The sequence below is a fragment of the Jeotgalicoccus saudimassiliensis genome (genome assembly GCF_000756715.1).
Lineage (GTDB): Bacteria > Bacillota > Bacilli > Staphylococcales > Salinicoccaceae > Jeotgalicoccus > Jeotgalicoccus saudimassiliensis.
On sequence record NZ_CCSE01000001.1, the window covers coordinates 2,010,787 to 2,033,439 of the forward strand.

Consider the following 22,653-nt stretch of genomic DNA (forward strand, 5'->3'; position numbering starts at 1 on the left):
GAATAATTCCCCGGAATTTTTTTACATAAACAATGAAATTACAGCATTCAGCTGATTTTGAATTTGTTCCGTTTCTTCTAAAAAGTCTGCGAAGACTGTCTGCAGCAGTACAACAAGACCGTTCATAATAATATGAACCATAATTGGCACAAACAGACGTCCCGTAATTACATATAAGAAACTGAATACGTAAGACATTGATAAGTAAATCAGAATATGTGTGAAGTCAGCATGTGCAACAGCGAATATTAATCCGCTCACAAGTCCTGCTGCTAAGAAGGCGAGTACTTTCTTTGCTCTGCTGCCCGACGGCATCAGTTCGTAAATTTCACCGAATATTGCTCTTCTGAAAACATACTCTTCAATAATAGGACCGAATAATACAACGACAAGAATCATCCACGGCGAGTTGAAAATCATGTCGACAATATCTGTCGTATTCTGACTTTCAATCGGATTGCCGAGAACATATATATTGATAATACCGGCAGCAATCTGTGACATGTACGCAAGGAACACACCGCCGATAATCCATACTGTTGTAAGCAGACCGTCGGATTGGGACCCGCGTTCTATTCTGTTTTTGTTCTTATGCAGATTGCCGATAAGGATTACGATAACTGCACCAAGTGCGAATGTAACGACCTGATACGGCATCAGTTTTTCAACGAGTTCGCCGGGACCGAGAGAAGGGTCCATGGCTGTGAAAATTAAGCCGACCGGGAGCAGTGCAAACTGTACTGCTAAAAATGTTAGGATAATTAATAAACTGTATACGCGTCTCACGATTAAACCTCCAATAATCAATAATATTATCTTACATTAAAAGTGCTGAAGTCCAAAATATTTTAGTCTTATCACTTGCATTTTTGACCAAGTTTGATTATTATAATTATTGTTAGCACTCGATAATCATGAGTGCTAAATCATACAATTAATTTTATAAAACTTAAGATTAATAAGGAGGGCATTTCCATGTTAAAACCAATTGGAAATCGTGTAGTTGTAGATTTAACTCAGACAGAAGAAACAACAAAAAGCGGCATCATTTTAACTGATTCTGCAAAAGAGAAACCGCAGGAAGGTACAGTTGTCGCGGTTGGAACTGGCCGTATACTTGAAAATGGCACACAAATTGATCTTGAAGTTAAAGAAGGCGACAAAGTTGTCTATTCTAAATTTGCAGGTACAGAAGTACAGCATGGGGATAATGAATATTTAATTCTCTCGGAATCGGAAATTCTTGCAGTAATTGAATAATATAAAAACTATATATAATTCATATTAGGAGGCAGAAAAATGGCTAAAGAATTAAAGTTTTCAGAAGATGCTCGCCAGTCAATGCTGGCTGGAGTGGATAAGTTAGCAAATGCAGTAAAGGTAACATTAGGACCAAAAGGACGTAACGTCGTTTTAGATAAAGCATTTTCATCACCGTTAATTACTAACGATGGTGTGACAATTGCCAAAGAAATCGAACTTGAAGATAAGTATGAGAATATGGGTGCAAAACTCGTAGCGGAAGTTGCAAACCAGACAAACGAAATTGCCGGTGACGGTACAACAACTGCAACAGTACTTGCGCAAGCAATGATTCAGGAAGGTCTTAAAAACGTAACGAGCGGTGCGAACCCTGTCGGCATCCGTACTGGTATCGGCATGGCTGTGGAACGCGCTGTTGAAGCACTGCAGGAAGTTTCAAAACCTGTTCAGGATAAAGAATCAATTTCACAGGTTGGTGCAATTTCTGCAAACGACCCTGAAATCGGTGAATTTATTTCAGAAGCTATGGAGAAAGTCGGCAATGACGGTGTCATTACGATTGAAGAATCACGCGGCTTTAAAACTGAACTTGAAGTGGTTGAAGGAATGCAGTTTGACCGCGGTTACCTGTCACCTTACATGGTGACTGACTCTGAGAAAATGATTGCTGAACTCGACAATCCGTACGTATTAATTACGGATAAAAAGATTTCAAGCATTCAGGATCTTGTACCATTATTAGAGCAGATTGTTCAGCAGTCACGCCCAATTTTAATTATTGCAGATGACGTTGACGGCGATGCAATGACTAACCTTGTACTAAATAAAATCCGCGGAACATTTAATGTTATCGCAGTTAAAGCACCAGGCTTCGGCGACCGCCGTAAAGCAATGCTTGAAGATATTGCGACATTAACAGGCGGACAGGTGATTACTGATGAGCTTGGTCTTGAACTTAAAGATGCAACAATTGATCTTTTAGGTAACGCGAGCAAAGTTCACGTATCTAAAGATGATACGACTATCGTTGAAGGTGCCGGGGACAAAGAAGCTATCTCAGCACGTGTGAATCAGATTAAAGCACAGCTTGAAGAAACGACTTCAAGTTTCGATAAAGAAAAATTACAGGAACGCTTAGCTAAATTAGCTGGCGGAGTTGCAGTACTTAAAGTCGGTGCAGCAACAGAAACTGAAATGAAAGAACGCAAGCTTCGTATCGAAGATGCATTGAACTCTACGCGTGCTGCAGTAGAAGAAGGTATTGTAGCAGGCGGGGGAACTGCACTTGTAGAAGTGTACTCTAAAGTTGCAGAACTTGAAGCGGAAGGCGATGTGAAGACTGGTATCAGCATCGTACTGAAAGCACTTGAAGCTCCATTACGCCAGATTGTTGAAAATGCGGGCCAGGAAGGTTCGGTAATAGTTTCCCAGCTGAAAGATCAGAAGCCGGGTATTGGTTATAACGCTGATACTGCTGAGTGGGTAAACATGATTGATGCAGGTATCGTGGATCCGACTAAGGTTACACGTTCAGCATTGCAGAATGCAGGTTCAGTCGCAGCAATGTTCTTAACGACAGAAGCAGTCGTTGCAGACATTCCTGAAGAAAACGGCGGCCCTGATATGGGCGGCATGGGCGGCGGAATGCCGGGCATGATGTAATAATAGTTAATCTATTTCGAATTTAATAGGTGTTAAGAGAAGGTCTTTCATAAGGTTATCCAACCTTGGGAAGACCTTTTTAAAACTCTATTATTGTAGGAAGTAATAAAATGAACAGATGAAAATGTGTTATATGACAATTCTATTTATTTGTTCCTGATGTAAGGTGGATAATGAAGTATATATTTTATAACTTTCAGCAGTAGGCTAAGCCATAAATTCTGCTAATTATATGTTTCAAATAAACCTAACTTTAAAGGAGTATACTATTTATGAGTGAATATAATGCAGTATCAGCAACGAATACAAAAAACGCGCCGAAATTTGACCAGTCATCACAATCATCGGCTTTTTCCCACTACAATAACCTTTCAGCACAGCTTCCAATAGATCCTGCAACAGGAAAATTAGTTGAAGGCGGAATTAAAGCACAGGCTGAACAGAGCTTTAAAAATATTGAAGCGGTACTTGAGAGTGTTGGTCACGTAATGAGCGACATCGTCAGAATTTCTGTTTTTGTTAAAGATATCCAGGATGTTGACGCTGTGGATGAAGTTTACAAAACTTTCTTCCCGACGTATGTACCTGCACGCACAACAGTTGCTGCTGCAGCTTTACCGATGGATGCATTAGTACAGGTTGAAGCGCTTGTATCACACGGCGAAGGTACGATTCCAAATGCACCGCAGGCCGGAGATTTAATTAAACTGTCAAACAACACTGACTCTGCACCTGTCAGCAGTTTATCATCACAGACAGTAGCATTTTCACACTACAACAACATTACAGCACAACTGCCTGTTGATCCTGCAACAGGAAGAATCGTTACAGGCGGCATTAAAGCGGAAACTGCACAGAGTCTGAAAAATATTAAAGCTATTTTAGCAGGCATCGATGTACCTTTTGATGACATCGTTAAAGTGAATATTTTTGTGAAAGATCTTGCAGATATGGAAGCAGTAAACGAAGTATACTCAACTTTCTTCCCGGATTCTTCAATCGCAAGAACGGTTAACTATGTACCTGCGCGTACTGTAATTCAGGTGAAAGACCTGCAGATGGGCGCTTCGGTACAGATTGAAGCTGTCGTATCACACGGAGACGGGACACCGCCTCAGGCAATCGAGGACAGACACGGTATTGTGATTAAAGCACACAATACTAAAGAAGCACCTGTCGACAGCTTATCATCACAGACAGTAGCATTCTCACACTACAACCACCTGTCAGCACAGCTGCCGGTTGACCCTGCGACAGGAGAACTTGTTGAAGGCGGAATTAAAGAACAGACTAAACAGGTACTGACGAACATTAAAGCGGTTATCGAAAGCGTTGACCACGTAATGGAAGATATGGTTAAAGTGAATATCTTCGTTAAAGACCTGAATGATATGGAAGCAGTAAACGAAGTTTACAGTGATTTTTTCCCGGAAGGCACACCAGCAAGAAGAGTAGTCGGAGTGTCAGCATTACAGGGTGATGCTTTAATTCAGATGGACTCAATTGCAGGCAATGCTGAAGGTACGCCACCTGAAACTGAATAATAATTGACAGGACAAAAATACGCCTCTGCATCAATGATGCAGAGGCGTTAATTTTATTCGGGCAATATTCTGTGACCGATTTTTTTAAATATAAGCGTGCCGATAAATGTCGTAATCAGCGTTGATAATCCGACAGTTGCTGCACTGAACCAGTACGGCAGCCCGAGTACCAGATACAGCGCGAGGCCGACGAACAGTCCTGCCAGCACACTGTACTGCAGTGCGTTGACCCAGACATTTTTTATAAAGTAGCTTAATGAATAAGCAATAACCGATATTGTTACACCGACAACGACGTCGATTAAGCCGAGGCTTGAAAAAATATTTGCGATACCGACCCCAAGAATCATTCCGGCGATATACTTCCGGTTGAAAAATGGAATGACGCAGAGCATTTCACTGATTCTAAACTGAATTGCACCTGTGCCGATCGGGTTGATAACGGTTAAAGCCACATAAATTGCAGCGAGAACACCGTTAATCACTATGTCTCTTACATTCATATTACGTAATTCTCCTTAGTTTTTTTGACAGGGAGTTTGCGAACCTGTTTTAAAATTATTTACTGACTGCTATTGTTTCTGAAATCTCACCGGTTTCCACGCCGTTTTTAAACGTGCGTTCAATCAGTGTAATATTATTCTGACGGTCGACGAGCACAACAGTGGAACACCGTGTACCGTAATCAAAATCCGGGATGTCGATAAAGAGAGGCGATAATTTCTTTTCGAGCTCAAAATCCACACCGGTTTGCTGCACGATGTCATCTGCTGCTTTCGTATCAATGCGGAGCAGGGCGAACAACGCATCTATATTTATATCGTCCTCTGAAATTACTTTATCCAGCTGATCTTTTCCGATAACGACTTTCGGCCACGGTGTGTCGAGAAATTCATTCGACAGCCCGTGAGTGCCGTCAGCAACACGTGAGATATTGTTATCGTAATTGTTCATATAGTAAAGTTCATCCGGTGTTCCTGCAAGCAGATTAAAGCCGGCATAGTCACTGCTGTGTGCTGTAAGAGCTGTTAAATAATCTTGTGGATTATCTTCCGACAGCAGATAATTAACGACGAGTTCACCGCGTGATTTTTTAGCTTCGGCCGTCATTTCTTCAGGCGTACGAATATTTGTCAGTGCTCCTATTTTACCTGATTTTGAAACGGCAAGCCAGGTACCGTGCGCTTTTAAATCACGGCCGCCCAAAATATTTTTATGATCATCCCAGTAGTGAAGAGATGCAGTGGGGCGCGCATAAAATTCATCGCGGTTTGCTGCAATAATCATTTTATATTTGTCATGCGAACCGATATTAAAATTAATAAGACACATTAAAATCACTCCACGGGAATGTTTCCGGCGGGTTGCAGTGGACTTCCACGTACTCGTCTTTCGTAGGATGTTTAATGCGCAGGTAAGTAGAGTACAGCGCAATCTGCTGACCGACTTTAGCATTCTTATTATATTTCTGATCTCCGAAAAGCGGATGGCCGAAATGAGAAAGCTGAACGCGGATCTGATGCGAGCGGCCTGTATGGAGCTTCACTTTTACAAGTGAGAACTTATTGTTCTGATCGACAGTTTCATAGTCCAGTTTCGCCATTTTTGAGCCGCGGTGGTTTTTATGAACGACTTTTGAAATATTCTTTTTCTGGTCTTTAAATAAATGGTTCGTTAATGTACCTTTTTTCTGATCCAGGTGATTTTCAACGACAGCGTGGTACTCGCGGTCAAAGTTTTGAAGACGGACTTCGTTTGACAGGCGTGACGCAGCTTTTGAAGTTTTTGCAAAAACAATGGCACCGCCGACAGGACGGTCGAGTCTGTGCACCAGCCCTAAATAAACCGCACCGGGTTTATTGTATTTTTCTTTAATATATTCCTTTAACATAGTTAATAAGTCTTTATCTTCTGAACTGTCCTCCTGGACAGGGATGTTAACCGGCTTATCGACAATGAGTAAATGGTTATCTTCGTACAGTACTTTAATATTCACACATTTCACTCCTTAAAATTCGTAAGTTATATTATACCATCTATACTGCAAATAACTTATCACTTTCGTAATGTTTCTTTGATAGAATAGGTATAAGTGTAAATTAATACTATTAATTACAGATGTGGATAATGAAAAAACGATATCTTTTCCCGATTATTTTTGCAGCAATAATACTTATACCTCTTGTTGTCTCCGGTGTGCGTTATTTTATGCCGGTGCCTTCCGGTGTGTCATACGAGTCTGAAGAGTATAAGACAGATGATGTGTCATTTTTATACGATCTTACATATACAGATAATAAAGGGACAATTACCGAAGAGCAGGAGATTTTTGAAGAAGTGTATACGATGATTGACGAAGCGGAAGAGTTTTTAGTAATAGATATGTTTTTATTTAATGATGATTATAACCATGACACGCTTGATTTTCCGCCGCTGTCACAAAACCTGGCAGATAAGCTGACAGCGAAAAAAGAAGAAAATCCTGAAATGGATATCATCTTTATAACAGACGGTATCAATACATTTTATGATACTTATATGCCGCAGCATATCGCTGAACTGAAAGAAGCGGGCATCGAGGTTATCTTTACAGATCTGTCGAAGCTCAGGGATTCAAACCCGCTGTACTCAGGGTATTACAGAACATACTTCCAGTGGCTCGGTTCATCTGAAGAACAGTGGCTGGTCAATGCGTTAAGACCGCAGGGACCGGAAGTGAACATCCGTTCATACCTGTCGATGCTGAACTTTAAAGCCAATCACAGAAAGTTGATTATTAATGAAAAGAACGGTCTCGTGATGTCGGCAAACCCGCATGATGCGAGTGTACATCACTCGAATATAGCACTGAAAGTCAGCGGAGATATGCTGCATGATTTACTCGAAAGTGAACGTGCTGTTGTAAACTTCAGCGGCGGCAATACCCGCGTCTTCAGTGACTTTGCCGATAAACTGCCGAAGAAAACAGAAGACAGTGAAGGACAGTATACAGTTAAGCTGATTACGGAGGAGAAAATTAAAGATAATATTCTCCGTATGGTCAACGCGTCAGAAGAGGGCGATATACTAAACATTGGACTGTTTTATTTATCCGACAGAGATGTTGTTGAAGCATTTAAAGCAGCACTCGACCGCGGTGCAGAGCTGAACATGATACTTGATATTAATCAGGACGCATTCGGTAACGAGAAAAACGGTGTGCCGAACCGGCCTGTTGCCGATGAGCTGACAAAGCATGACACACCTGCGAATATCCGCTGGTATAAATCGAGCGGAGAACAATACCATTCGAAATTTATCATGATGGAAAAAGACGGTGAAGTAATATTTAACGGTGGATCCGCAAACTTTACGAGACGGAACCTTGCAGACTATAACCTGGAGACAAACATGATGGTGACGGCACCTGCTGACAGTGAATTTGCAGGGGAAGTGACAGGGTACTTCAACAGACTGTGGACGAACGAAGGTGCCGAGTATACGCTTGATTATGAAGAAGAGGCAGAAGAATCGACGCTGAAAACAATACTGTACAGAGTGCAGGAATTTACGGGACTGTCGACATTTTAACAATAACAGGGCAGACACTTCGCTTGGAGTGTCTGCTTTTTATTTTTCACCGCAATGAGGCGCTGTCATTCCCGGGGAAGCGGCGTTACTCCGCAATGAGGCGCTGTCATTCCTCCGCAACGAACACACTTCATCACCGGACAAACATACAAAAAGCCGGGACAACATGGCCCGGCTCCAAATAATATTATATAATTTCAGTGCCAAGCGAGTTTTTGAAGTGCTGGAGCGCCATTTCGTGTGCATCAAGGTTAAAACTTGAAACGCCATTCTGATGAATCACGATATCAAAGCCTTTGTTATATGCATCGATTGCAGTGTGAAGTATACAAATGTCGGTACAGACGCCGACCAGATGGATTTCTGTTATCCCGCGTGCCGAGAGGCGCTGTTCGATGTCAGTTCCGGCGAATGCAGAGTAACGGGTTTTATCTGTGTAATAAATATTGTCTTTGTCTTTGTTGTCCTGATAAAGAGCCTCGAGTTCGCCGTACAGATCCCGTCCGTCGGTGCCGATAATGTTATGTGGCGGAAACAGTTTTGTTTCAGGATGATACTGATCGTTTTCTTCGTGAGCATCGATTGCAAATACCGTATAATCCCCATTAACGATAAATTCGCGTGTGATATTCACGATGTAGTCGTGCAGTTTTTGTGCAGGTTCGCCTGCAGTCAGTTTGCCGTCCGGTGCAACGAAGTCATAAGTATAGTCGATGTTAAGTAATGCTTTCATAAATAAATACCCCTTATAAAAAAAGACAATGGCAGGCCATTGTCTTTAGTTTTAATTATTTTTTGTTTACTGATGCGTCGTAGATAGTATCGATAGCTTCAGCTAATTTACCGTCAAACTCTTCAGCAGACTGTGCTGCGTTTAAGTCGCTTGAAAGTGCGCGTGAGAAGCTCGCGATAATACCGTCGTTTTGTTTTAATAAGTTGTTTGCTTCAACTCTCGTGTAGCCGCCTGAAAGTGCAACAACGCGAATCACGTTAGGGTGATCAACGAGTTCTTTGTACAGGTTAGGTACAGTTGGAATTGTCAGTTTGAGCATTACAAGCTCATCTTCAGCAAGACCGTTTAATTCTTCGAGTATTGCATCTCTTAAAATTTCTTCAATCTGCTCTTTATCTGCAGCATTGATGTTTACTTCAGGCTCGATAATCGGCACAAGTCCTGCAGCGATAATCTGTTTACCAACTTCGAACTGCTGTTCAACAACTTCAGTAATACCTTTTACGTTAGCTGAAAGAATGTTTGAACGCATTTTCGTTCCGAAGATGTGACGATCGTTTGCACGTGCTAATAAATCCTCAAGATCCGGCATTGGTTTCATAAGCTGAACACCGTTTTCCTCGTCTGCAAGTCCTTTGTCGACTTTAAGGAATGGCACGATGCCTTTATCAGCTAAATAATCGCCAGTGTACTTGCCTTCTACTTCACGGTCCATAGTCTGTTCAAAAAGAATTGCACCGAGAACTTTGTCAGAAGTGAATGAAGGTGACGTTACGATACGTGAACGCATTTCATGTACCAGATCGAACATCTCGTCTTCATTAGTATACTGATCTTCATTAACACCATATGCTTTTAAAGCTTTCGGTGTACTTCCGCCACTCTGGTCAAGCGCGGCAATAAAACCATTACCCTGTTTTACTTTTTCAAGTTGCTCCTGATTCATTAAAAAACACTCCTTAAATAGTTTTCCACTCCCTTATAGTATCCTAAAAAAAGCGCTTTACTGCAAGGCTTTATATGCAAACTGTCCGGATGTTTGACCGATTGATGAAAAGGAAAGATATTAATGTGTTTAATATCAGGAGGTATGTAAAATGACAGAGTTGGTTGAACTCGGTAAATCAGGAATTATAGTACACCCCATTGCACTCGGTGCGAACTTCGTCGGCGGATATAATATGTACGGCGACGTCAATGAAGAAGAGGGCAGGCAGACTGTAAGAGATGCAATCGATGCGGGTGTGACAATGATAGATACCGCATTTATTTACGGCCCTAAACGCTCTGAGGAATTAATCGGCGAAGTGCTGAAAGAATATAAAAGAGAAGATATTGTAATTGCAACAAAAGCTGCGCACAGAGAGCAGGACAATGGCGAAATGGTAATCGACAACTCGCCTGAGTTTTTAAAGCAGGCAGTGGATGATGCGCTGGAAAGACTCCAGACGAAATATATCGACCTGTTTTACATTCATAAGCCGGATGAAAATACGCCGAAAGATGAAGCAGTTGAAGCACTCTATGAAATGAAGGAACAGGGTAAAATAAAAGCAATCGGCGTATCAAATTTTAATGTTGAACAACTGGCTGAAGCGAATAAAAACAATCATGTCGATGTGATTCAGAATGAATATAACCTGTTTAACCGTGAAGCCGAAAAAGAGATGCTGGATTACACTGCGGCAAACAAAATAACATTTATTCCTTATTTCCCGCTCGCAGCAGGTATCCTTGCAGGGAAATACGATGAAAATACTAAATTTGAAGACCTGCGAACAAAACTCGCATTCTATCAGGAGGATCAGTTTAAAGAAAATCTTCAGAAGGTTGATAAGCTGAAAGAGCTGGCGAAGAAATACGATGAAGATGTCGCACAGCTGGTGCTCGCATTTTATTTAACGAGACCGTCACTCGATGTGATAATACCGGGAGCGAAAAAAGGCGGGCAGATTAAAGATAATATGCGTGCGGCAGATATTGAGCTGAAACCGGAAGACGTTGACTACATCGATGAAATATTTAAAATGGAGTAAAAAAAGACCGGTTAAGGACAAATGAGAACGTCCTTAACCGATTTTTTTATTTATCTCTGTAAAGAATCAATACGGCAAAGACGCTGCCGACACTGAATTTTACATCGATGACCTCAATATACTGATTTTCGTAAAAGAATTCTGCAATTTTTTTGTCGAGTCCTTTTTCCGTCATGGCGGAAACTGTTTTTGTTTTCACTGCTCTCCCATCCTTTCAGTGATAAATCTTCACAGCAAGTATATAACGTTTCATTATAATTGTGTACTTTTACGCTGGTTGCTGAAAATGATGCCGATAATCAGAAAAGCGACTGTGTACAGTATGAGTATTCCGATTGGCAGTGCAGCCTGGCTCCATGTGATGTCCGGTGCTGCATATATTTGTGTAAAATGATACAGCGGTAAAAATTCCGCTATACGTTGAGCAGAATCACCGAATAGTTCAATTGGAATGAATATACCTGACAGAAATGCCAGACCCAGTGTAACGAGGTTTGCAAGTCCGTTGACGATAAAACGATTCGTCGTCAGTGCATTAATCGCATACTGGAGAGCGAGTGTAAATACCATAATCAGTATAAGTGCAACAAAGATATGGGGAAGCGGAATGCCTTCGAGACGATCGTAATACAGTCCAATCAGACCGAAGAACATAACCAGCACTGCGAATATTCCGACCAGTGATTGTGCGCCTAATACCTGTAATGCATTTGCTGTCGATGATACCGGTGCTGAAATAATTCTTTTTTGCAATTCCGGTTTATTGTATTCAGACATCAGATTACCAATCGAGAGCATAATGAACAGCATGAGCCAGTAAGCTGCGAAGTTTGTATAAGCAGCGGCATTCTCGTAGTTTTCGCCGGAATTGACAACCGTACCGTTGTTCAGCTCAACATTCACAGTGTCGGTTAATGCTGACTGGAGAGTTTCAGTATCGAGTGATCCCGTGTCATTAAACTGGGCATTGGCAAACATCAGAAATTTGGAAATTTCAGTTTCCAGCTGAACAGCTGATGCTGCACGTTCGTCGGTGATTACTTCAACAGCGGGTTCACCGTTTTTGACCAGTTCTTCAAAATTTTCTTCTATAATAACTGCACCGTGAATTTCCATCAGAAAGACCTGTTCTTTCAAATGTTCACTATCAGAACCTGTCATTACTTCAACTTCATGTGAACTGCTTAAATATTCAAGCAGTGCATCCGATGTGTCTGAATCGGAATTATTCACGACGGTTATACTGAGCGTTTTACTTTCGAAAGTTTCTTTACCGCCGCCCGCTGTGCTGAACAGTGCTGCGATGACAAAGAAGATGAGTGCCAGTGGAATAATCATCCATTTAAATTTCCAGAAGTGGAGGAGTATTATTTTAAATATGGTCATATTGTTTCCTCCTTAATACAATTAATGTGATAAAGAAACTGACGAATGTAATGCCCAGTAAAAACAGTATTGTGGTCCAGTAGCCCTCAAAGTTATCCATTAAATTTACCCGGTAGATTGTATCCGTAATGTGTGCGAGGGGGTTTAATTCATTAATAAGCGGTATTTCCCGGTTGATTACACTTCTGACTGCCGGACCCATCAGTCCGGCAAGGAAAGCCAGACCGACGATAAAGACGACAGGTACGACTGATTTCACATTGATGTTCACTCTCGGTGTCAGTCCGATGATAAAACCAAGGCCGAGTCCTGCAATGTTTCCGGCTAATATGATGCCGAGTGTCGGTGCGAGGTGATTAAACAGCACGGATTCGTTGAATATCATTAAATATCCGATGAGCAGCGCGTTTGACAATAGTCCGAGAAATAATCCCGCAACCATAATTGCGAGTATATATTTGACTTTACTGAACGGACTGGCGGAGAATCTGGCACCCATCGTGCTTAAATTCGGACGCATCGATGAAATCATCTCCATACTTGTAAATACCGTATATAAAGAAACCATTGCAATCGTTGAATAGTACATCACAACCTGCGGTTCTGTTTCCATACCATTGGACTTGAGAAAGTCAGTTTCAAAATTAAAATTTTCAGGAGGTACATTCAATAAAGTTGTCTGGTGAATCTGATTCATTACAGATTCTAAAACCGATGCCTGAAAACTGCTGCTCTGAACGATTAATGTGCCGTTTTCTGTAATATATCCCGTAATATTTTCTGCATCCAGTTCTGCCCGTGCTGTGCTGTCGGACATTTCACTGACACTGATAAAATCAATCTGCTCCAGCACTTGTGTGTATTCGTTATCCTCCGTCACAGCAACCTCAATAGTTGTCATATCTGCGCCGCCGAGATTGGACGTCGTCGCCATAAAAATCGTCACAAGCATGAGTGGATAACCGATTGTCCAAAAAATATATCCAAAATCTTTAAAATTAATGACGAGTAAATAATAGGTGAGGCGTAAAAAGTTCATCAGTCCCTCAGCTCCTTGCCTGTCAGTTCCAGAAAAATACTGCTCAGCGATGGCTGCTCACTCGCGATTTCTGTATAAGTGAGCGAGTTGTCTTCGATAAAACGGATAAGATTCGCAAGGTTGTTATGGTGTTTATCGAATTGGATATTGTATTTATCCTGAGTTTTCGAAACCTGGTTGACGTGCGGAATTTGTTTTAAGCGTGTTACAAGCGTATCGTCCTCAGTAATAAATTTTACCGTGACACTTTCTGTCGTTGAAATTGATTTCTGAAGTTCATCGAGTGTACCGTTTGCAACATTCCGTCCGTTATCCATAATGACGAACGAATCGCACAGGTCTTCGGCTTCTTCCAGGTAGTGTGTAGTGTAAATTACAGTTGTACCCTGTTCCTTCATCTTTTTAACACCTTCAAGAATAAAGTTTCTGCTCTGCGCATCAACAGCGACAGTGGGTTCATCAAGGAAAAGAACTTCCGGTTTATGCGCGATGCCGCAGGCGATATTGAGTCTTCTTTTAAGGCCCCCGCTCAGCTGCTTTGGTACGAACTTTCTGTATTTTTCGAGACCGACAAAAGCGATTGCTTCGTCGACAAGCTGTTTACGCTCTGCTTTATTCGTAACGTACAGTCCGCAGTAGAAGTCGATGTTCTCCACGACATTTAACTTTTCGAAAATAGCAAGTTCCTGAGGGACGATGCCGATCCGGCGTTTTGTTCTGTTGTTATTGGGGTTAGCCGGCTCTCCGAAAATTTCAATCGTACCCTGATCGAATTTCAGTAAGGAAAGCATGCAGTTAATAGCTGTTGTTTTACCGCAGCCGTTCGGACCGAGCAGACCGATAATTTCATTCTCCCCGGCCTGGAAAGAGAAGTGGTCAAGTGCAATCACGTCTTTGTACCTCTTTACTACTTTGTCCATTGCAATCATATTATTGCCCCCTGTACTATATTGGTTAATTTAAGTTTATAATATAAATAAACACGCTGTTAGTGTCCGGGGTCATGAGCTGTGGTGACAATTGTCATATTGTGAGGTGAAGAAATGTCAAATATATATGTAAAGATTATGATATTTACAGTGTTGTCGGTATTCTATCTGCTGACGTCAGAGGAGGCGCATATAACAGTAATACTGCTGTCTTTTATTACAGCATTCAGCACAGATGCCATCAGGAAAAAATATATGCTGTTTACTGCTGCTGTGATTTTTGCTGTGCTTTTGTTCATGGATATAAATTATTTGTATTTCCTGCCGGTCATCTCTCATATTATATTTATGGAATATGGCATGTACGGGATTATGGTTCTAATTCCCATAGTCCTGTTTCAGGAATGGGTATTGCTGTTTTTAAGTATTTTTATTTTCTACACGACTGTATTGTCAGAGAAACTATCGGAAGCAAAACAGCTGAACAGAAAAATGCGTGATCAGCTGACTGAAGATAATATGCGTTTAAAAGCACAGCGTAATGAACTGATGAAAACTCACGAGAAAGATATTTACATGGCGGGGCTTAATGAACGGAACCGGATTGCCCGTGATATGCATGATGCACTTGGTCATTCACTGTCGAGCAGTATTCTGCTGATCGAGTCGCTGCAGTACGTTAAAGATGAAGAGACACTGCATCACTCGTTAAAGCAGCTGCAGGACAGACTGAAAATCGGTATGGAAGACGTGCGTCACAGTATTCATAATCTGTATGACACGTCGATAGACCTTGAGGCGAGAATAGAAAGTTATCTCGTGGAAATGGAGAATTATTCAAAAGAACTTATATATGATGTAAATATCACACTGACTCATGAAGAAAAGATAGACATGCTGTCACTGGTCAGAGAAGCACTGACGAATATCCGCAAGCATTCAAATGCATCGGCATTTACAGTAATCATTAAAGAGCATCCTAAATTTTTAGCATTGACTATTAAAGATAACGGCAATCCTGTTAAAGAATTCAACAAAGGCATGGGACTTCAGTCGATGAAAGAAACAGTACAGAAGTACGGCGGAGTACTGAATACATTTAATGATGATGGTTTTATCGTACACGCAATATTTTACATGGAGGGGCTTCGAAATGAGAATAGCAATAGTTGATGATGATCCACTTGTAGTGTCGGCACTGTCGACAATAGTGAGGAATTCGAATTACGATGTCATAACTACCGGCACGAGTGGTTTTGATGCGGTTAATTTGTATAAAGAACATCAGCCGGATTTGTTAATGACAGATATCCGAATGCGGGAGAAATCCGGGCTTCAGGCAAGTAAGGAAATACTGAAAGATTTTCCGGAAGCTAAAATTCTGCTGATTACGACATTTAAAGATGATGAGTATATTCATGAAGCTCTGAACATCGGCTGCAAAGGATATTTACTGAAAGATAATCTTACGGGAATTATTCCGGCGATTGAAGCGGTGCTGTCGGGCAATATGGTGTTCGACAGCAATATCGTTAAAAGCATGTCGGCAACAGCATCGCACAAAGACTTGTCAGAGTTGTCGACGAGAGAGCGGGATATTATTGAACTGGTTGCAGAGGGATATAATAATAAAGAAATTGCCGGGCACCTGTATTTGAGTGAAGGTACAGTCAGAAACTATATTTCTCAAATGCTGACGAAACTGGATTTAAGAGACAGGACTCAGCTGGCCGTTTATTATTATAAAAACTAAAGAGAGGTATCCGGATGACACTCGTAATAAGAAAGCCCGATGTCACTGACGCAGAACGAATTGCAGAAATCTGCAGTACGGGATGGCGGCAGACAGTTGAAGGAAAATTGAGCAGCACGCTTCAGCAGCAGACGGTCAATTACTGGTACAACGCGAAAAAGGTGACGCAGGATATTAAGAAAGGCAGTTACACTTACGTTGCTGAAGTTGACGGCACTGTTACCGGTGTCATCGGCGGCGGAATGAACGGTAAGAAACGCGCTGAAGTGTATGTGTTTTATATTGATGAAAAATACAGGTATCATGGAATTGGTAAGTCATTGTTACATAAATTAACCGGCCATCAGCAGCGTAAAGGTGCTGTGGAACAGTGGGTATCCGTGCAGGAGAATAACAGACTTGGCTTGCCGTTTTATAAAGCGCGCGGTTTTATTCAGCAGTCGGTTAAAGAAACGAAAAGTGCATCAGGTGAAGTGCAGGTGTCTTTAAGAATGAGGAGAGAGATTTGATAGTTGGTCTGTCTGTAAAATTGAAAAGGCTCATGAGATAATTATTTTAAGAACGATGAATGGAGTGTTTTACTGATGAGAAATGTTATTTTAGATTGTGATCCGGGGCATGATGATGCGATATCGATAATTATTGCGGCTTCAGGTGTCAGCGATTTAAATATTTTAGGAATTACGACTGTTGCAGGCAACGTTGAAGTTGAGAAAAATACGATTAATACATTAAAAATATGTGAACTGCTCGGGCTGGATGTTCCGGTAGTTCAGGGTGCGAGACGCCCGCTCGTAAAAGAGAGCGAAATTGCGCCTGAAATTCACGGTGAAACAGGGATGGACGGCCCGGTGCTTCCGGAGCCGCAAATCGGGGTGACTGAAGGACATGCTGTTGACTTTATTATCGAGCAGGTTATGAGCTCCGGCGAACCGGTTACACTTGTACCGACAGGACCGTTGACGAACATTGCGATGGCCTTAATTAAAGAACCGAGAATTATAGAAAACATCGATGAAATTGTCTTAATGGGCGGCGGAACGTTCGGTAACTGGACGCCGGCAGCAGAGTTCAATATTTTTGTCGATGCTGAAGCGGCGAGAGTTGTATACGAAAGCAGCGTACCGGTGACGATGTTCGGTCTTGATGTGACTCATCAGGTGATTGCAACTGACGACATTATTGAACGTGTCAGTAAAATCGATAACAAGATTGCAGTATTCGTTAAGGAGCTGTTAATTTTCTTCGGTGAAACGTACAAAAACCATTTCGGCTTTAACGGCGGACCGATTCACGATGCATGTACAACGATGTATCTGTTGAAACCGGAATTGTTCGAGACGGAGTATTTAAACGTTACTGTGGAAACAAAAGGTGAGTACTCATACGGTATGACTGTAATCGATACGCTGAGTGTAACGGGCAGAGAGCCGAATACGAATGTAGCACTCGGTGTGGATCAGGAAGCATTCTGGACACTGTTTGAAGAAGTTCTGAAGTCATTTGACGGAGGTCGGTAATTATGACAGCAAAAAATATATGGATTGACTGCGATCCCGGTATTGATGATGCGATTGCACTTGCAGCAGCTGCGGCGAGCAGAGATGTATTGAATATCCGCGGTATTTCCACAGTGGCGGGTAATCAGACGATAGAACGTGTGACCGGTAACGCACTCGCACTGAGCGATTTTCTAAAAATGGATGTGCCGGTCGTTAAAGGTGCAGAAGGACCGTTAACGCGAGCGAAAGAAGATGCGGGCCACGTACATGGTGAGACAGGACTCGGTAATACAGTGCTGCCGAAAACGGCGAAGCAGACAGAACCCGGCAACCCGTTTCAGGTAATGCGGGACCATATTATGAACCTGTCTGCAGATGAAAAGATGACACTCGTGCCTGTCGGTCCGCTGACAAATATTGCACTATTGTTAAAAGTGTTCCCCGAAGTGTCGGAACGTATCGATGAAATTGTTCTGATGGGCGGCGGCACATTCGGAAACAGAACACCGACAGCGGAGTTTAACATCTGGGGAGATCCCGAAGCGGCAAAAATTGTCTTTGACTCGGGTCTCCCGATTGTCATGTGCGGTCTTGATGTAACCCATAAGAGCGGACTTGACCGTGCACAGGTTGATGCACTGATTAACAATGAAGGTGAAGTGCAGAAAGCATTCGGTGAAATGCTGAAGTTCTACTTTGACTCACCGGCGTATATTAACAGTGAACTGGTGCATATACACGACGCTGTCGCAGTAATTTACCTGACAAATCCTGAAATATTTAAAGGTATACAGGTGAGCGTGGATGTCGACTGCACAGATGATATTAACCGCGGCATGACGGTATGCGATGTACGTAAAACAGCACCTGAAGCGGGACGTAACGTCAATCTGCTTAAAGATATTGATTTAACAGCATTTCAAAATATACTGCTTGAAAAACTCGGCAGTCTACAGTAATTCCTGGAGGTATAACAAATGAGTAAGCCTAAAGTAACAATCGTTGGAAGTTTAAATATGGATTTAGTCGTGACTGCAGAACGTCATCCTAAAATCGGTGAGACGCTGACAGGAGAAAAATTCACGACACTCTGCGGCGGTAAAGGTGCAAACCAGGCAGTCGCAGCTGCAAGACTCGGCTGTGATGTGACGTTTATCGGCAGAGTGGGGAATGATGCATTTGGTACTGAGATGATCGAAAGCTTAAAAAGTGAAGGTGTGAATGTCGACCATATCGAAGTTCTTGATGAAGTGGAAAGCGGTATTGCGATGATTACGGTGAATCCGCTGGATAACACGATTATCGTTGTGCCGGGAGCGAACGCTCATGTAACGAAAGATGTAATCGATAAACACCGTGAAGCACTGCTCGAAAGCGACGTTGTTGTGACGCAGCTTGAAATCCCGATGGAGACGGTGGATTACGTGGCTGAAGTATGCGGTGACAATAATATTGAACTGGTCGTTAATCCGGCACCGGCACAAAAGCTGACAGATAATATTATTAATAACAGTACATACATTACGCCGAATCAGATTGAACTGACTCAGCTGGCGGAAGCACACCCTGAGCTGTTAAAAGACCACATCGATAAATTTGTTGTGACGAGCGGCAGCAAAGGCTGTTACTACACAGTGGATGCCTACCGTGTGGATGTGCCGACAATGAAAGCGGAAGTGGTCGACACGACAGGGGCAGGAGACTGTTTCAACGGTGCATTTGTCAGCTACATTGCACAGGGCAGAAGTCTGGAAGAAAGCTGTCACTTTGCGAACGCTGCAGCATCGCTAAGCGTTGAGAAATTCGGTGCACAGAATGCGATGCCGACAACTGAACAGGTACTTGAGAGAATGAATCGGTAATATTAAACAGATAAACCCGGGAATCATATGATTTCCGGGTTTGATTTGGTTATGGATAGATGCGTATCCTATAACTTATTCATAATCGTCAATCCTTAAATAATTCCCCGGTTAGTGTAGTATTGGTAAAGTAAATTATTTTTATGAGGTGACAACTAATGGGAGTATTCGATGTAGATTACAACAAGGTGAACGAAATAGAAGACCTGCCATATGAAGTCGGAATTACGAATCATACATGGATCGAAATGAGCGACGGTACAAAACTGTCTGCGAAAATCTGGCAGCCGAAAGGACTCGAAGTAACGAAAGGTACAGTACTTGAGTTTTTACCGTACAGAAAAGATGATTTTACAGCGTTAAGAGATGAAATCAGACATAAATATTTCGCGGGTAACGGCTTTACTTCGATGCGCGTTGATATTAGAGGTACCGGTGATTCAGAAGGAATTATCGAAGATGAATATCACATTTCCGAGCAGGATGATGCAATCGATATTATCAGCTGGATTGAAAATCAGAGCTGGTCGAACGGCTCTGTCGGCATGATTGGAAAATCATGGGGCGGCTTTAACGGCCTGCAGGTTGCCGCACGTCAGCCGAAAGCGCTAAAAACAATTATTTCATTGTGCTCAACTGATGACCGTTACGCGGATGACGTTCATTACCGGGGCGGTGTAATGATGGCATCGGACATGCTGTGGTGGGCTTCGACAATGTTTGCTTATAATGCACGGCCGCCGTTCCCGCAGTTTGTCGGTGACAGCTGGTACGATATGTGGCTGAACCGAATGGAAAACACACCGCCGTTCGTAGAAGAATGGGTGAGCCACCAGCGCCGTGATGAGTTTTGGAAACACGGCTCAATTAACGAAAATTATGAAGATATTAAAATACCTGTCCTCACGATGAGCGGCTGGGCTGACGGTTATACCGATGCAGTTTATCGCTTAATGGATAATTTAAATGTCCCTAAGAAAGGAATTATCGGCCCGTGGGCGCATGAATTTCCTGACCTTGCAATACCGGGACCGCAGATTGGTTATCTGCAGGAGTGTGTGGACTGGTTCTCGAAATGGTTCGTGGAAGACCAGAGTCAGGTTGAGCACGAAGATGAGTTTCATATTTATATTCAGGACAGCATAGAGCCGTCGACGAGCTACGAGTACAGGGAAGGCCAGTGGATTGATGTCTATACTGAACAATTTGAATCCGTCGATATTCTGAGCCATTTCCATGATGAAGTGACACTTCAGAACAATCAGCATCACGGCCTCTATTCAGGCGTGTTCTGTCCGTTCGGACAGGAAGGGGATCTCGCAGCAGACCAGACAATCGAAAATGCACTCGCAACGACGATTTCGGTGGACGCAGCAGAATCACTGAGCATTGCAGGACAGGCGAAGCTGAACGTCAAAGTGAAATCATCACACGATGAAGCAAATCTGCATGTACGTCTGACGGACGTTCATCCGGACGGCAAACGTACTTTGATTACGAAAGGGCAGCTGAATTTAAACCATGCGGGCAGTCATGAAAACCCGGAAGCCCTGCCAGTTGATGAATACATCTATGCGGAAATACTGTTCGATGTGATTGGTTATACAGTGCCTGAAGGCCACAGCATTGAAATCTCATTTGCACCAAGCTATTGGCCGCTGATGTGGGCGTCGAAAGACAAAGTCGGGCTGACAGTGGATTTAAACCGCAGTTCACTGCATTTGCCGTACGTTGAAAATTACACGCCGGTTGAGATGAAGTACAACTCTGCAGAAATGGCGACACCGCTTGAAAAGGAAGTACTTGAAGAAGGTTACCGTACGAGAAATGTCATCAATGATCTGACGACAAACGACTGGATATTAGATGATTATTCAAATGAGGGCAAACGTTACCTGCCGCACCTCGGTATCACTTACGGTACTGAAAACCATAATATTTACACGATAAACAACGATGACCCGTTGTCAGCAGCTGTTCAGTGTGACTGGACTGTGATTGTTGAAGATGCAGACATCAAAACAGAAATGAAAACTGAAAGTCTGATGACATGTGATTATGAGAACTTTTATCTTGTTAACCGTCTGATTGGTTATAACAACGGTGAAGAAGTTTTCAGTAAAGAATGGAAAAAGACTGTGAAGAGAGATTTTAACTAAAAATATTTAAAAAGGTTCCCCGGATAATTTTCCGGGGAACCTTTTTATGTTAAATAATTGATGAGAATAATGAAGTCGGAATCATAATAATCCACGGAGCCATTAATAATGTCGAGATAATGCTTGATCTTGTTACCTGTTTGGCATTCAGACCGAACTTCGCGTAAATTTTCTGAGTCAGTTTAAACTGGACTAAAATAATGACAACAAAAACGATAAGGACGAAAATCATACTGTAAATACTGTCGAACGGGTTCGCGATTACTCCTTCAAAGAATGCAACAATCCAGTCGGGTGTTGCATTGCTGATTTCCTTAACATCGTCAAATGATGTCGGGTTCCCTCTGAACAGCGGATCGATGTACAGTGATGCGTACATAATTCCAACAGCTGCGAGATGCAGACCGATATCCGTCAGCCAGATTTTCCACGACGCTTTAACGGTAATTTCCTTACGGTTATATTTTTTATCGAGCGGCAGGTAAATCGCAAACCAGTCGATTAGCATTTTTAACGGTATTATCATAAAAACAACAGGTGGAATTAACCACATCAGCCATACCGGCATAATCATTACGGAAAACCTCTTTCTTATTTGTGTGTATTATCCTGTATATTTTACGCCTAACGGGAAGTGATGTAAATTGAAATGAAATATCTTTCGGCGGCATAAAAAAGACCACTCACAGGAGTGGCCCGGATTTAAATTATTATTCTGCGAACACAGTACTCCAGCTGCTGCGTCCTTCGAGCATCTTGCGGGCAATCTCCTTAGCCCCTTCAAGACTGTGGCTTGCTGCCCATCCGCACTGTACTTCGTTGCATGCAGGTACTTCTGTCGCTTTAAGTACATCGTTTAATGTTTTTTCCATAACATCTTCAATTCCAGCTTTATCGTCATCATTTAATACGGACAGATAAAAACCGGTCTGACATCCCATCGGGCTTAAATCGACAACACGGTCGTGGTGGTTGCGGATGTTTTCCGCCATTAAGTGTTCGATTGAGTGAAGTGCAGGCATATCCATATGCTCTTTGTTCGGCTGGCAGAATCGGATATCAAATTTATAAATCTTGTCACCGTGCTCGCCTTCGTTTGTCCCTGCAAGTCTGATATAAGGTGCAGCAACTTTTGTGTGATCCAGGTTAAAACTTTCAACGTTCATCTCTTTCATATACGATACACTCCCTAATTGTTTATTCTTATTAATCTTA

The 22,653-nt window shown here is 42.3% G+C and carries 24 protein-coding genes and 1 riboswitch; of the genes, 12 read left to right on the forward strand and 12 right to left on the reverse strand.

Annotated elements, in window-relative coordinates:
- Positions 1-21: 21 nt before the first annotated feature.
- Entirely contained in the window at positions 22-786 is a 765-nt protein-coding gene (locus RZ44_RS10030; RefSeq protein WP_035810988.1) for a CPBP family intramembrane glutamic endopeptidase, read from the reverse strand.
- A 189-nt stretch (positions 787-975) separates the two neighbouring features.
- Between RZ44_RS10030 and groES the strand changes: the two genes are divergently transcribed.
- The 3 genes from groES to RZ44_RS10045 all read left to right on the forward strand — a co-directional run bounded on the left by groES (position 976) and on the right by RZ44_RS10045 (position 4,469).
- Positions 976-1,260: a co-chaperone GroES gene (groES, locus tag RZ44_RS10035; protein WP_035810989.1), complete on the forward strand. Its 285-nt coding sequence runs from the start codon at positions 976-978 to the stop codon at positions 1,258-1,260.
- A gap of 39 nt (positions 1,261-1,299) precedes the next feature.
- Positions 1,300-2,925, forward strand: coding sequence for a chaperonin GroEL (groL, locus tag RZ44_RS10040; RefSeq protein ID WP_035810990.1), 1,626 nt, complete (start codon positions 1,300-1,302; stop codon positions 2,923-2,925).
- Between the two features lie 272 nt (positions 2,926-3,197).
- Positions 3,198-4,469: a RidA family protein gene (locus RZ44_RS10045; protein ID WP_035810992.1), complete on the forward strand. Its 1,272-nt coding sequence runs from the start codon at positions 3,198-3,200 to the stop codon at positions 4,467-4,469.
- Positions 4,470-4,522: 53 nt separating this feature from the next.
- On the opposite strand, the gene RZ44_RS10050 is transcribed toward RZ44_RS10045, so the two are convergent.
- The 3 genes from RZ44_RS10050 to RZ44_RS10060 form a co-directional block, all read right to left on the reverse strand.
- Positions 4,523-4,972: a QueT transporter family protein gene (locus tag RZ44_RS10050; RefSeq protein WP_035810994.1), complete on the reverse strand. Its 450-nt coding sequence runs from the start codon at positions 4,970-4,972 to the stop codon at positions 4,523-4,525.
- Positions 4,973-4,981: 9 nt separating this feature from the next.
- A riboswitch (PreQ1 riboswitch) is annotated at positions 4,982-5,025 on the reverse strand.
- 2 nt (positions 5,026-5,027) lie between these two features.
- Positions 5,028-5,801 carry an NRDE family protein gene (locus RZ44_RS10055; RefSeq protein ID WP_035810997.1) on the reverse strand — a complete coding sequence of 258 codons (774 nt, stop codon included), beginning with the start codon at positions 5,799-5,801 and terminating at the stop codon, positions 5,028-5,030.
- Positions 5,788-6,465, reverse strand: a complete 678-nt coding sequence (locus tag RZ44_RS10060; RefSeq protein WP_035810998.1) for an RluA family pseudouridine synthase — start codon at positions 6,463-6,465, stop codon at positions 5,788-5,790. The genes RZ44_RS10055 and RZ44_RS10060 overlap by 14 nt, the downstream gene beginning before the upstream one ends.
- A gap of 131 nt (positions 6,466-6,596) precedes the next feature.
- Here RZ44_RS10060 and RZ44_RS10065 point away from each other — a divergent pair, with 131 nt between their 5' ends.
- Positions 6,597-8,039, forward strand: a complete 1,443-nt coding sequence (locus RZ44_RS10065) for a phospholipase D family protein (protein WP_052108971.1) — start codon at positions 6,597-6,599, stop codon at positions 8,037-8,039.
- Between the two features lie 187 nt (positions 8,040-8,226).
- Here RZ44_RS10065 and RZ44_RS10070 read toward each other — a convergent pair whose 3' ends face one another.
- On the reverse strand, positions 8,227-8,772 hold the full coding sequence (locus RZ44_RS10070) for a cysteine hydrolase family protein (RefSeq protein ID WP_035811002.1): 546 nt from the start codon (positions 8,770-8,772) through the stop codon (positions 8,227-8,229).
- 55 nt (positions 8,773-8,827) lie between these two features.
- Positions 8,828-9,718 (reverse strand): fructose bisphosphate aldolase, encoded by an 891-nt coding sequence (locus RZ44_RS10075; protein ID WP_035811003.1) that lies wholly within the window; start codon positions 9,716-9,718, stop codon positions 8,828-8,830.
- A 151-nt stretch (positions 9,719-9,869) separates the two neighbouring features.
- Between RZ44_RS10075 and RZ44_RS10080 the strand changes: the two genes are divergently transcribed.
- Positions 9,870-10,808, forward strand: a complete 939-nt coding sequence (locus RZ44_RS10080; protein ID WP_035811004.1) for an aldo/keto reductase — start codon at positions 9,870-9,872, stop codon at positions 10,806-10,808.
- 46 nt (positions 10,809-10,854) lie between these two features.
- Here RZ44_RS10080 and RZ44_RS11350 read toward each other — a convergent pair whose 3' ends face one another.
- The 4 genes from RZ44_RS11350 to RZ44_RS10095 are packed head-to-tail and all read right to left on the reverse strand — an operon-like array spanning position 10,855 to position 14,162.
- Complete coding sequence (locus RZ44_RS11350) at positions 10,855-11,007, reverse strand: hypothetical protein (protein ID WP_171816101.1); 153 nt, start codon at positions 11,005-11,007, stop codon at positions 10,855-10,857.
- Positions 11,008-11,060: 53 nt separating this feature from the next.
- Positions 11,061-12,194: an ABC transporter permease gene (locus tag RZ44_RS10085; protein WP_035811005.1), complete on the reverse strand. Its 1,134-nt coding sequence runs from the start codon at positions 12,192-12,194 to the stop codon at positions 11,061-11,063.
- Positions 12,181-13,233, reverse strand: coding sequence for an ABC transporter permease (locus RZ44_RS10090; RefSeq protein ID WP_035811006.1), 1,053 nt, complete (start codon positions 13,231-13,233; stop codon positions 12,181-12,183). Before RZ44_RS10090 ends, RZ44_RS10085 begins: the two co-directional genes overlap by 14 nt.
- Positions 13,233-14,162 (reverse strand): ABC transporter ATP-binding protein, encoded by a 930-nt coding sequence (locus RZ44_RS10095; RefSeq protein WP_035811007.1) that lies wholly within the window; start codon positions 14,160-14,162, stop codon positions 13,233-13,235. The genes RZ44_RS10090 and RZ44_RS10095 overlap by 1 nt, the downstream gene beginning before the upstream one ends.
- Positions 14,163-14,276: 114 nt before the next feature.
- Between RZ44_RS10095 and RZ44_RS10100 the strand changes: the two genes are divergently transcribed.
- The 7 genes from RZ44_RS10100 (at position 14,277) to RZ44_RS10130 (ending at position 21,438) form a co-directional block, all read left to right on the forward strand.
- Positions 14,277-15,335, forward strand: a complete 1,059-nt coding sequence (locus tag RZ44_RS10100) for a sensor histidine kinase (protein ID WP_035811009.1) — start codon at positions 14,277-14,279, stop codon at positions 15,333-15,335.
- Positions 15,316-15,915, forward strand: a complete 600-nt coding sequence (locus RZ44_RS10105) for a response regulator transcription factor (protein ID WP_035811010.1) — start codon at positions 15,316-15,318, stop codon at positions 15,913-15,915. Before RZ44_RS10100 ends, RZ44_RS10105 begins: the two co-directional genes overlap by 20 nt.
- Before the next feature lie 14 nt (positions 15,916-15,929).
- Positions 15,930-16,424 (forward strand): GNAT family N-acetyltransferase, encoded by a 495-nt coding sequence (locus RZ44_RS10110; protein ID WP_035811011.1) that lies wholly within the window; start codon positions 15,930-15,932, stop codon positions 16,422-16,424.
- A 75-nt stretch (positions 16,425-16,499) separates the two neighbouring features.
- Positions 16,500-17,435 (forward strand): nucleoside hydrolase, encoded by a 936-nt coding sequence (locus RZ44_RS10115; RefSeq protein ID WP_035811012.1) that lies wholly within the window; start codon positions 16,500-16,502, stop codon positions 17,433-17,435.
- Between the two features lie 2 nt (positions 17,436-17,437).
- Entirely contained in the window at positions 17,438-18,376 is a 939-nt protein-coding gene (locus tag RZ44_RS10120) for a nucleoside hydrolase (RefSeq protein WP_035811014.1), read from the forward strand.
- A gap of 18 nt (positions 18,377-18,394) precedes the next feature.
- Positions 18,395-19,279, forward strand: a complete 885-nt coding sequence (gene rbsK / locus RZ44_RS10125; protein WP_035811018.1) for a ribokinase — start codon at positions 18,395-18,397, stop codon at positions 19,277-19,279.
- 158 nt (positions 19,280-19,437) lie between these two features.
- Complete coding sequence (locus RZ44_RS10130) at positions 19,438-21,438, forward strand: CocE/NonD family hydrolase (protein WP_035811019.1); 2,001 nt, start codon at positions 19,438-19,440, stop codon at positions 21,436-21,438.
- Positions 21,439-21,487: 49 nt separating this feature from the next.
- Here RZ44_RS10130 and RZ44_RS10135 read toward each other — a convergent pair whose 3' ends face one another.
- Positions 21,488-22,012 carry a hypothetical protein gene (locus tag RZ44_RS10135; protein ID WP_035811021.1) on the reverse strand — a complete coding sequence of 175 codons (525 nt, stop codon included), beginning with the start codon at positions 22,010-22,012 and terminating at the stop codon, positions 21,488-21,490.
- Between the two features lie 136 nt (positions 22,013-22,148).
- On the reverse strand, positions 22,149-22,613 hold the full coding sequence (locus tag RZ44_RS10140; RefSeq protein ID WP_035811025.1) for an S-ribosylhomocysteine lyase: 465 nt from the start codon (positions 22,611-22,613) through the stop codon (positions 22,149-22,151).
- Positions 22,614-22,653: the final 40 nt, after the last annotated feature.

Coding starts and splice junctions, on each gene's coding strand:
- groES (WP_035810989.1), top strand. CDS start 976: ATGTTAAAACCAATTGGAAATCGTGTAGTTGTAGATTTAACTCAGACA.
- groL (WP_035810990.1), top strand. CDS start 1,300: ATGGCTAAAGAATTAAAGTTTTCAGAAGATGCTCGCCAGTCAATGCTG.
- RZ44_RS10045 (WP_035810992.1), top strand. CDS start 3,198: ATGAGTGAATATAATGCAGTATCAGCAACGAATACAAAAAACGCGCCG.
- RZ44_RS10050 (WP_035810994.1), bottom strand. CDS start 4,972: ATGAATGTAAGAGACATAGTGATTAACGGTGTTCTCGCTGCAATTTAT.
- RZ44_RS10055 (WP_035810997.1), bottom strand. CDS start 5,801: ATGTGTCTTATTAATTTTAATATCGGTTCGCATGACAAATATAAAATG.
- RZ44_RS10065 (WP_052108971.1), top strand. CDS start 6,597: ATGAAAAAACGATATCTTTTCCCGATTATTTTTGCAGCAATAATACTT.
- RZ44_RS10070 (WP_035811002.1), bottom strand. CDS start 8,772: ATGAAAGCATTACTTAACATCGACTATACTTATGACTTCGTTGCACCG.
- RZ44_RS10075 (WP_035811003.1), bottom strand. CDS start 9,718: ATGAATCAGGAGCAACTTGAAAAAGTAAAACAGGGTAATGGTTTTATT.
- RZ44_RS10080 (WP_035811004.1), top strand. CDS start 9,870: ATGACAGAGTTGGTTGAACTCGGTAAATCAGGAATTATAGTACACCCC.
- RZ44_RS10085 (WP_035811005.1), bottom strand. CDS start 12,194: ATGACCATATTTAAAATAATACTCCTCCACTTCTGGAAATTTAAATGG.
- RZ44_RS10090 (WP_035811006.1), bottom strand. CDS start 13,233: ATGAACTTTTTACGCCTCACCTATTATTTACTCGTCATTAATTTTAAA.
- RZ44_RS10095 (WP_035811007.1), bottom strand. CDS start 14,162: ATGATTGCAATGGACAAAGTAGTAAAGAGGTACAAAGACGTGATTGCA.
- RZ44_RS10100 (WP_035811009.1), top strand. CDS start 14,277: ATGTCAAATATATATGTAAAGATTATGATATTTACAGTGTTGTCGGTA.
- RZ44_RS10105 (WP_035811010.1), top strand. CDS start 15,316: ATGAGAATAGCAATAGTTGATGATGATCCACTTGTAGTGTCGGCACTG.
- RZ44_RS10110 (WP_035811011.1), top strand. CDS start 15,930: ATGACACTCGTAATAAGAAAGCCCGATGTCACTGACGCAGAACGAATT.
- RZ44_RS10115 (WP_035811012.1), top strand. CDS start 16,500: ATGAGAAATGTTATTTTAGATTGTGATCCGGGGCATGATGATGCGATA.
- RZ44_RS10120 (WP_035811014.1), top strand. CDS start 17,438: ATGACAGCAAAAAATATATGGATTGACTGCGATCCCGGTATTGATGAT.
- rbsK (WP_035811018.1), top strand. CDS start 18,395: ATGAGTAAGCCTAAAGTAACAATCGTTGGAAGTTTAAATATGGATTTA.
- RZ44_RS10130 (WP_035811019.1), top strand. CDS start 19,438: ATGGGAGTATTCGATGTAGATTACAACAAGGTGAACGAAATAGAAGAC.
- RZ44_RS10135 (WP_035811021.1), bottom strand. CDS start 22,012: ATGATTATGCCGGTATGGCTGATGTGGTTAATTCCACCTGTTGTTTTT.
- RZ44_RS10140 (WP_035811025.1), bottom strand. CDS start 22,613: ATGAAAGAGATGAACGTTGAAAGTTTTAACCTGGATCACACAAAAGTT.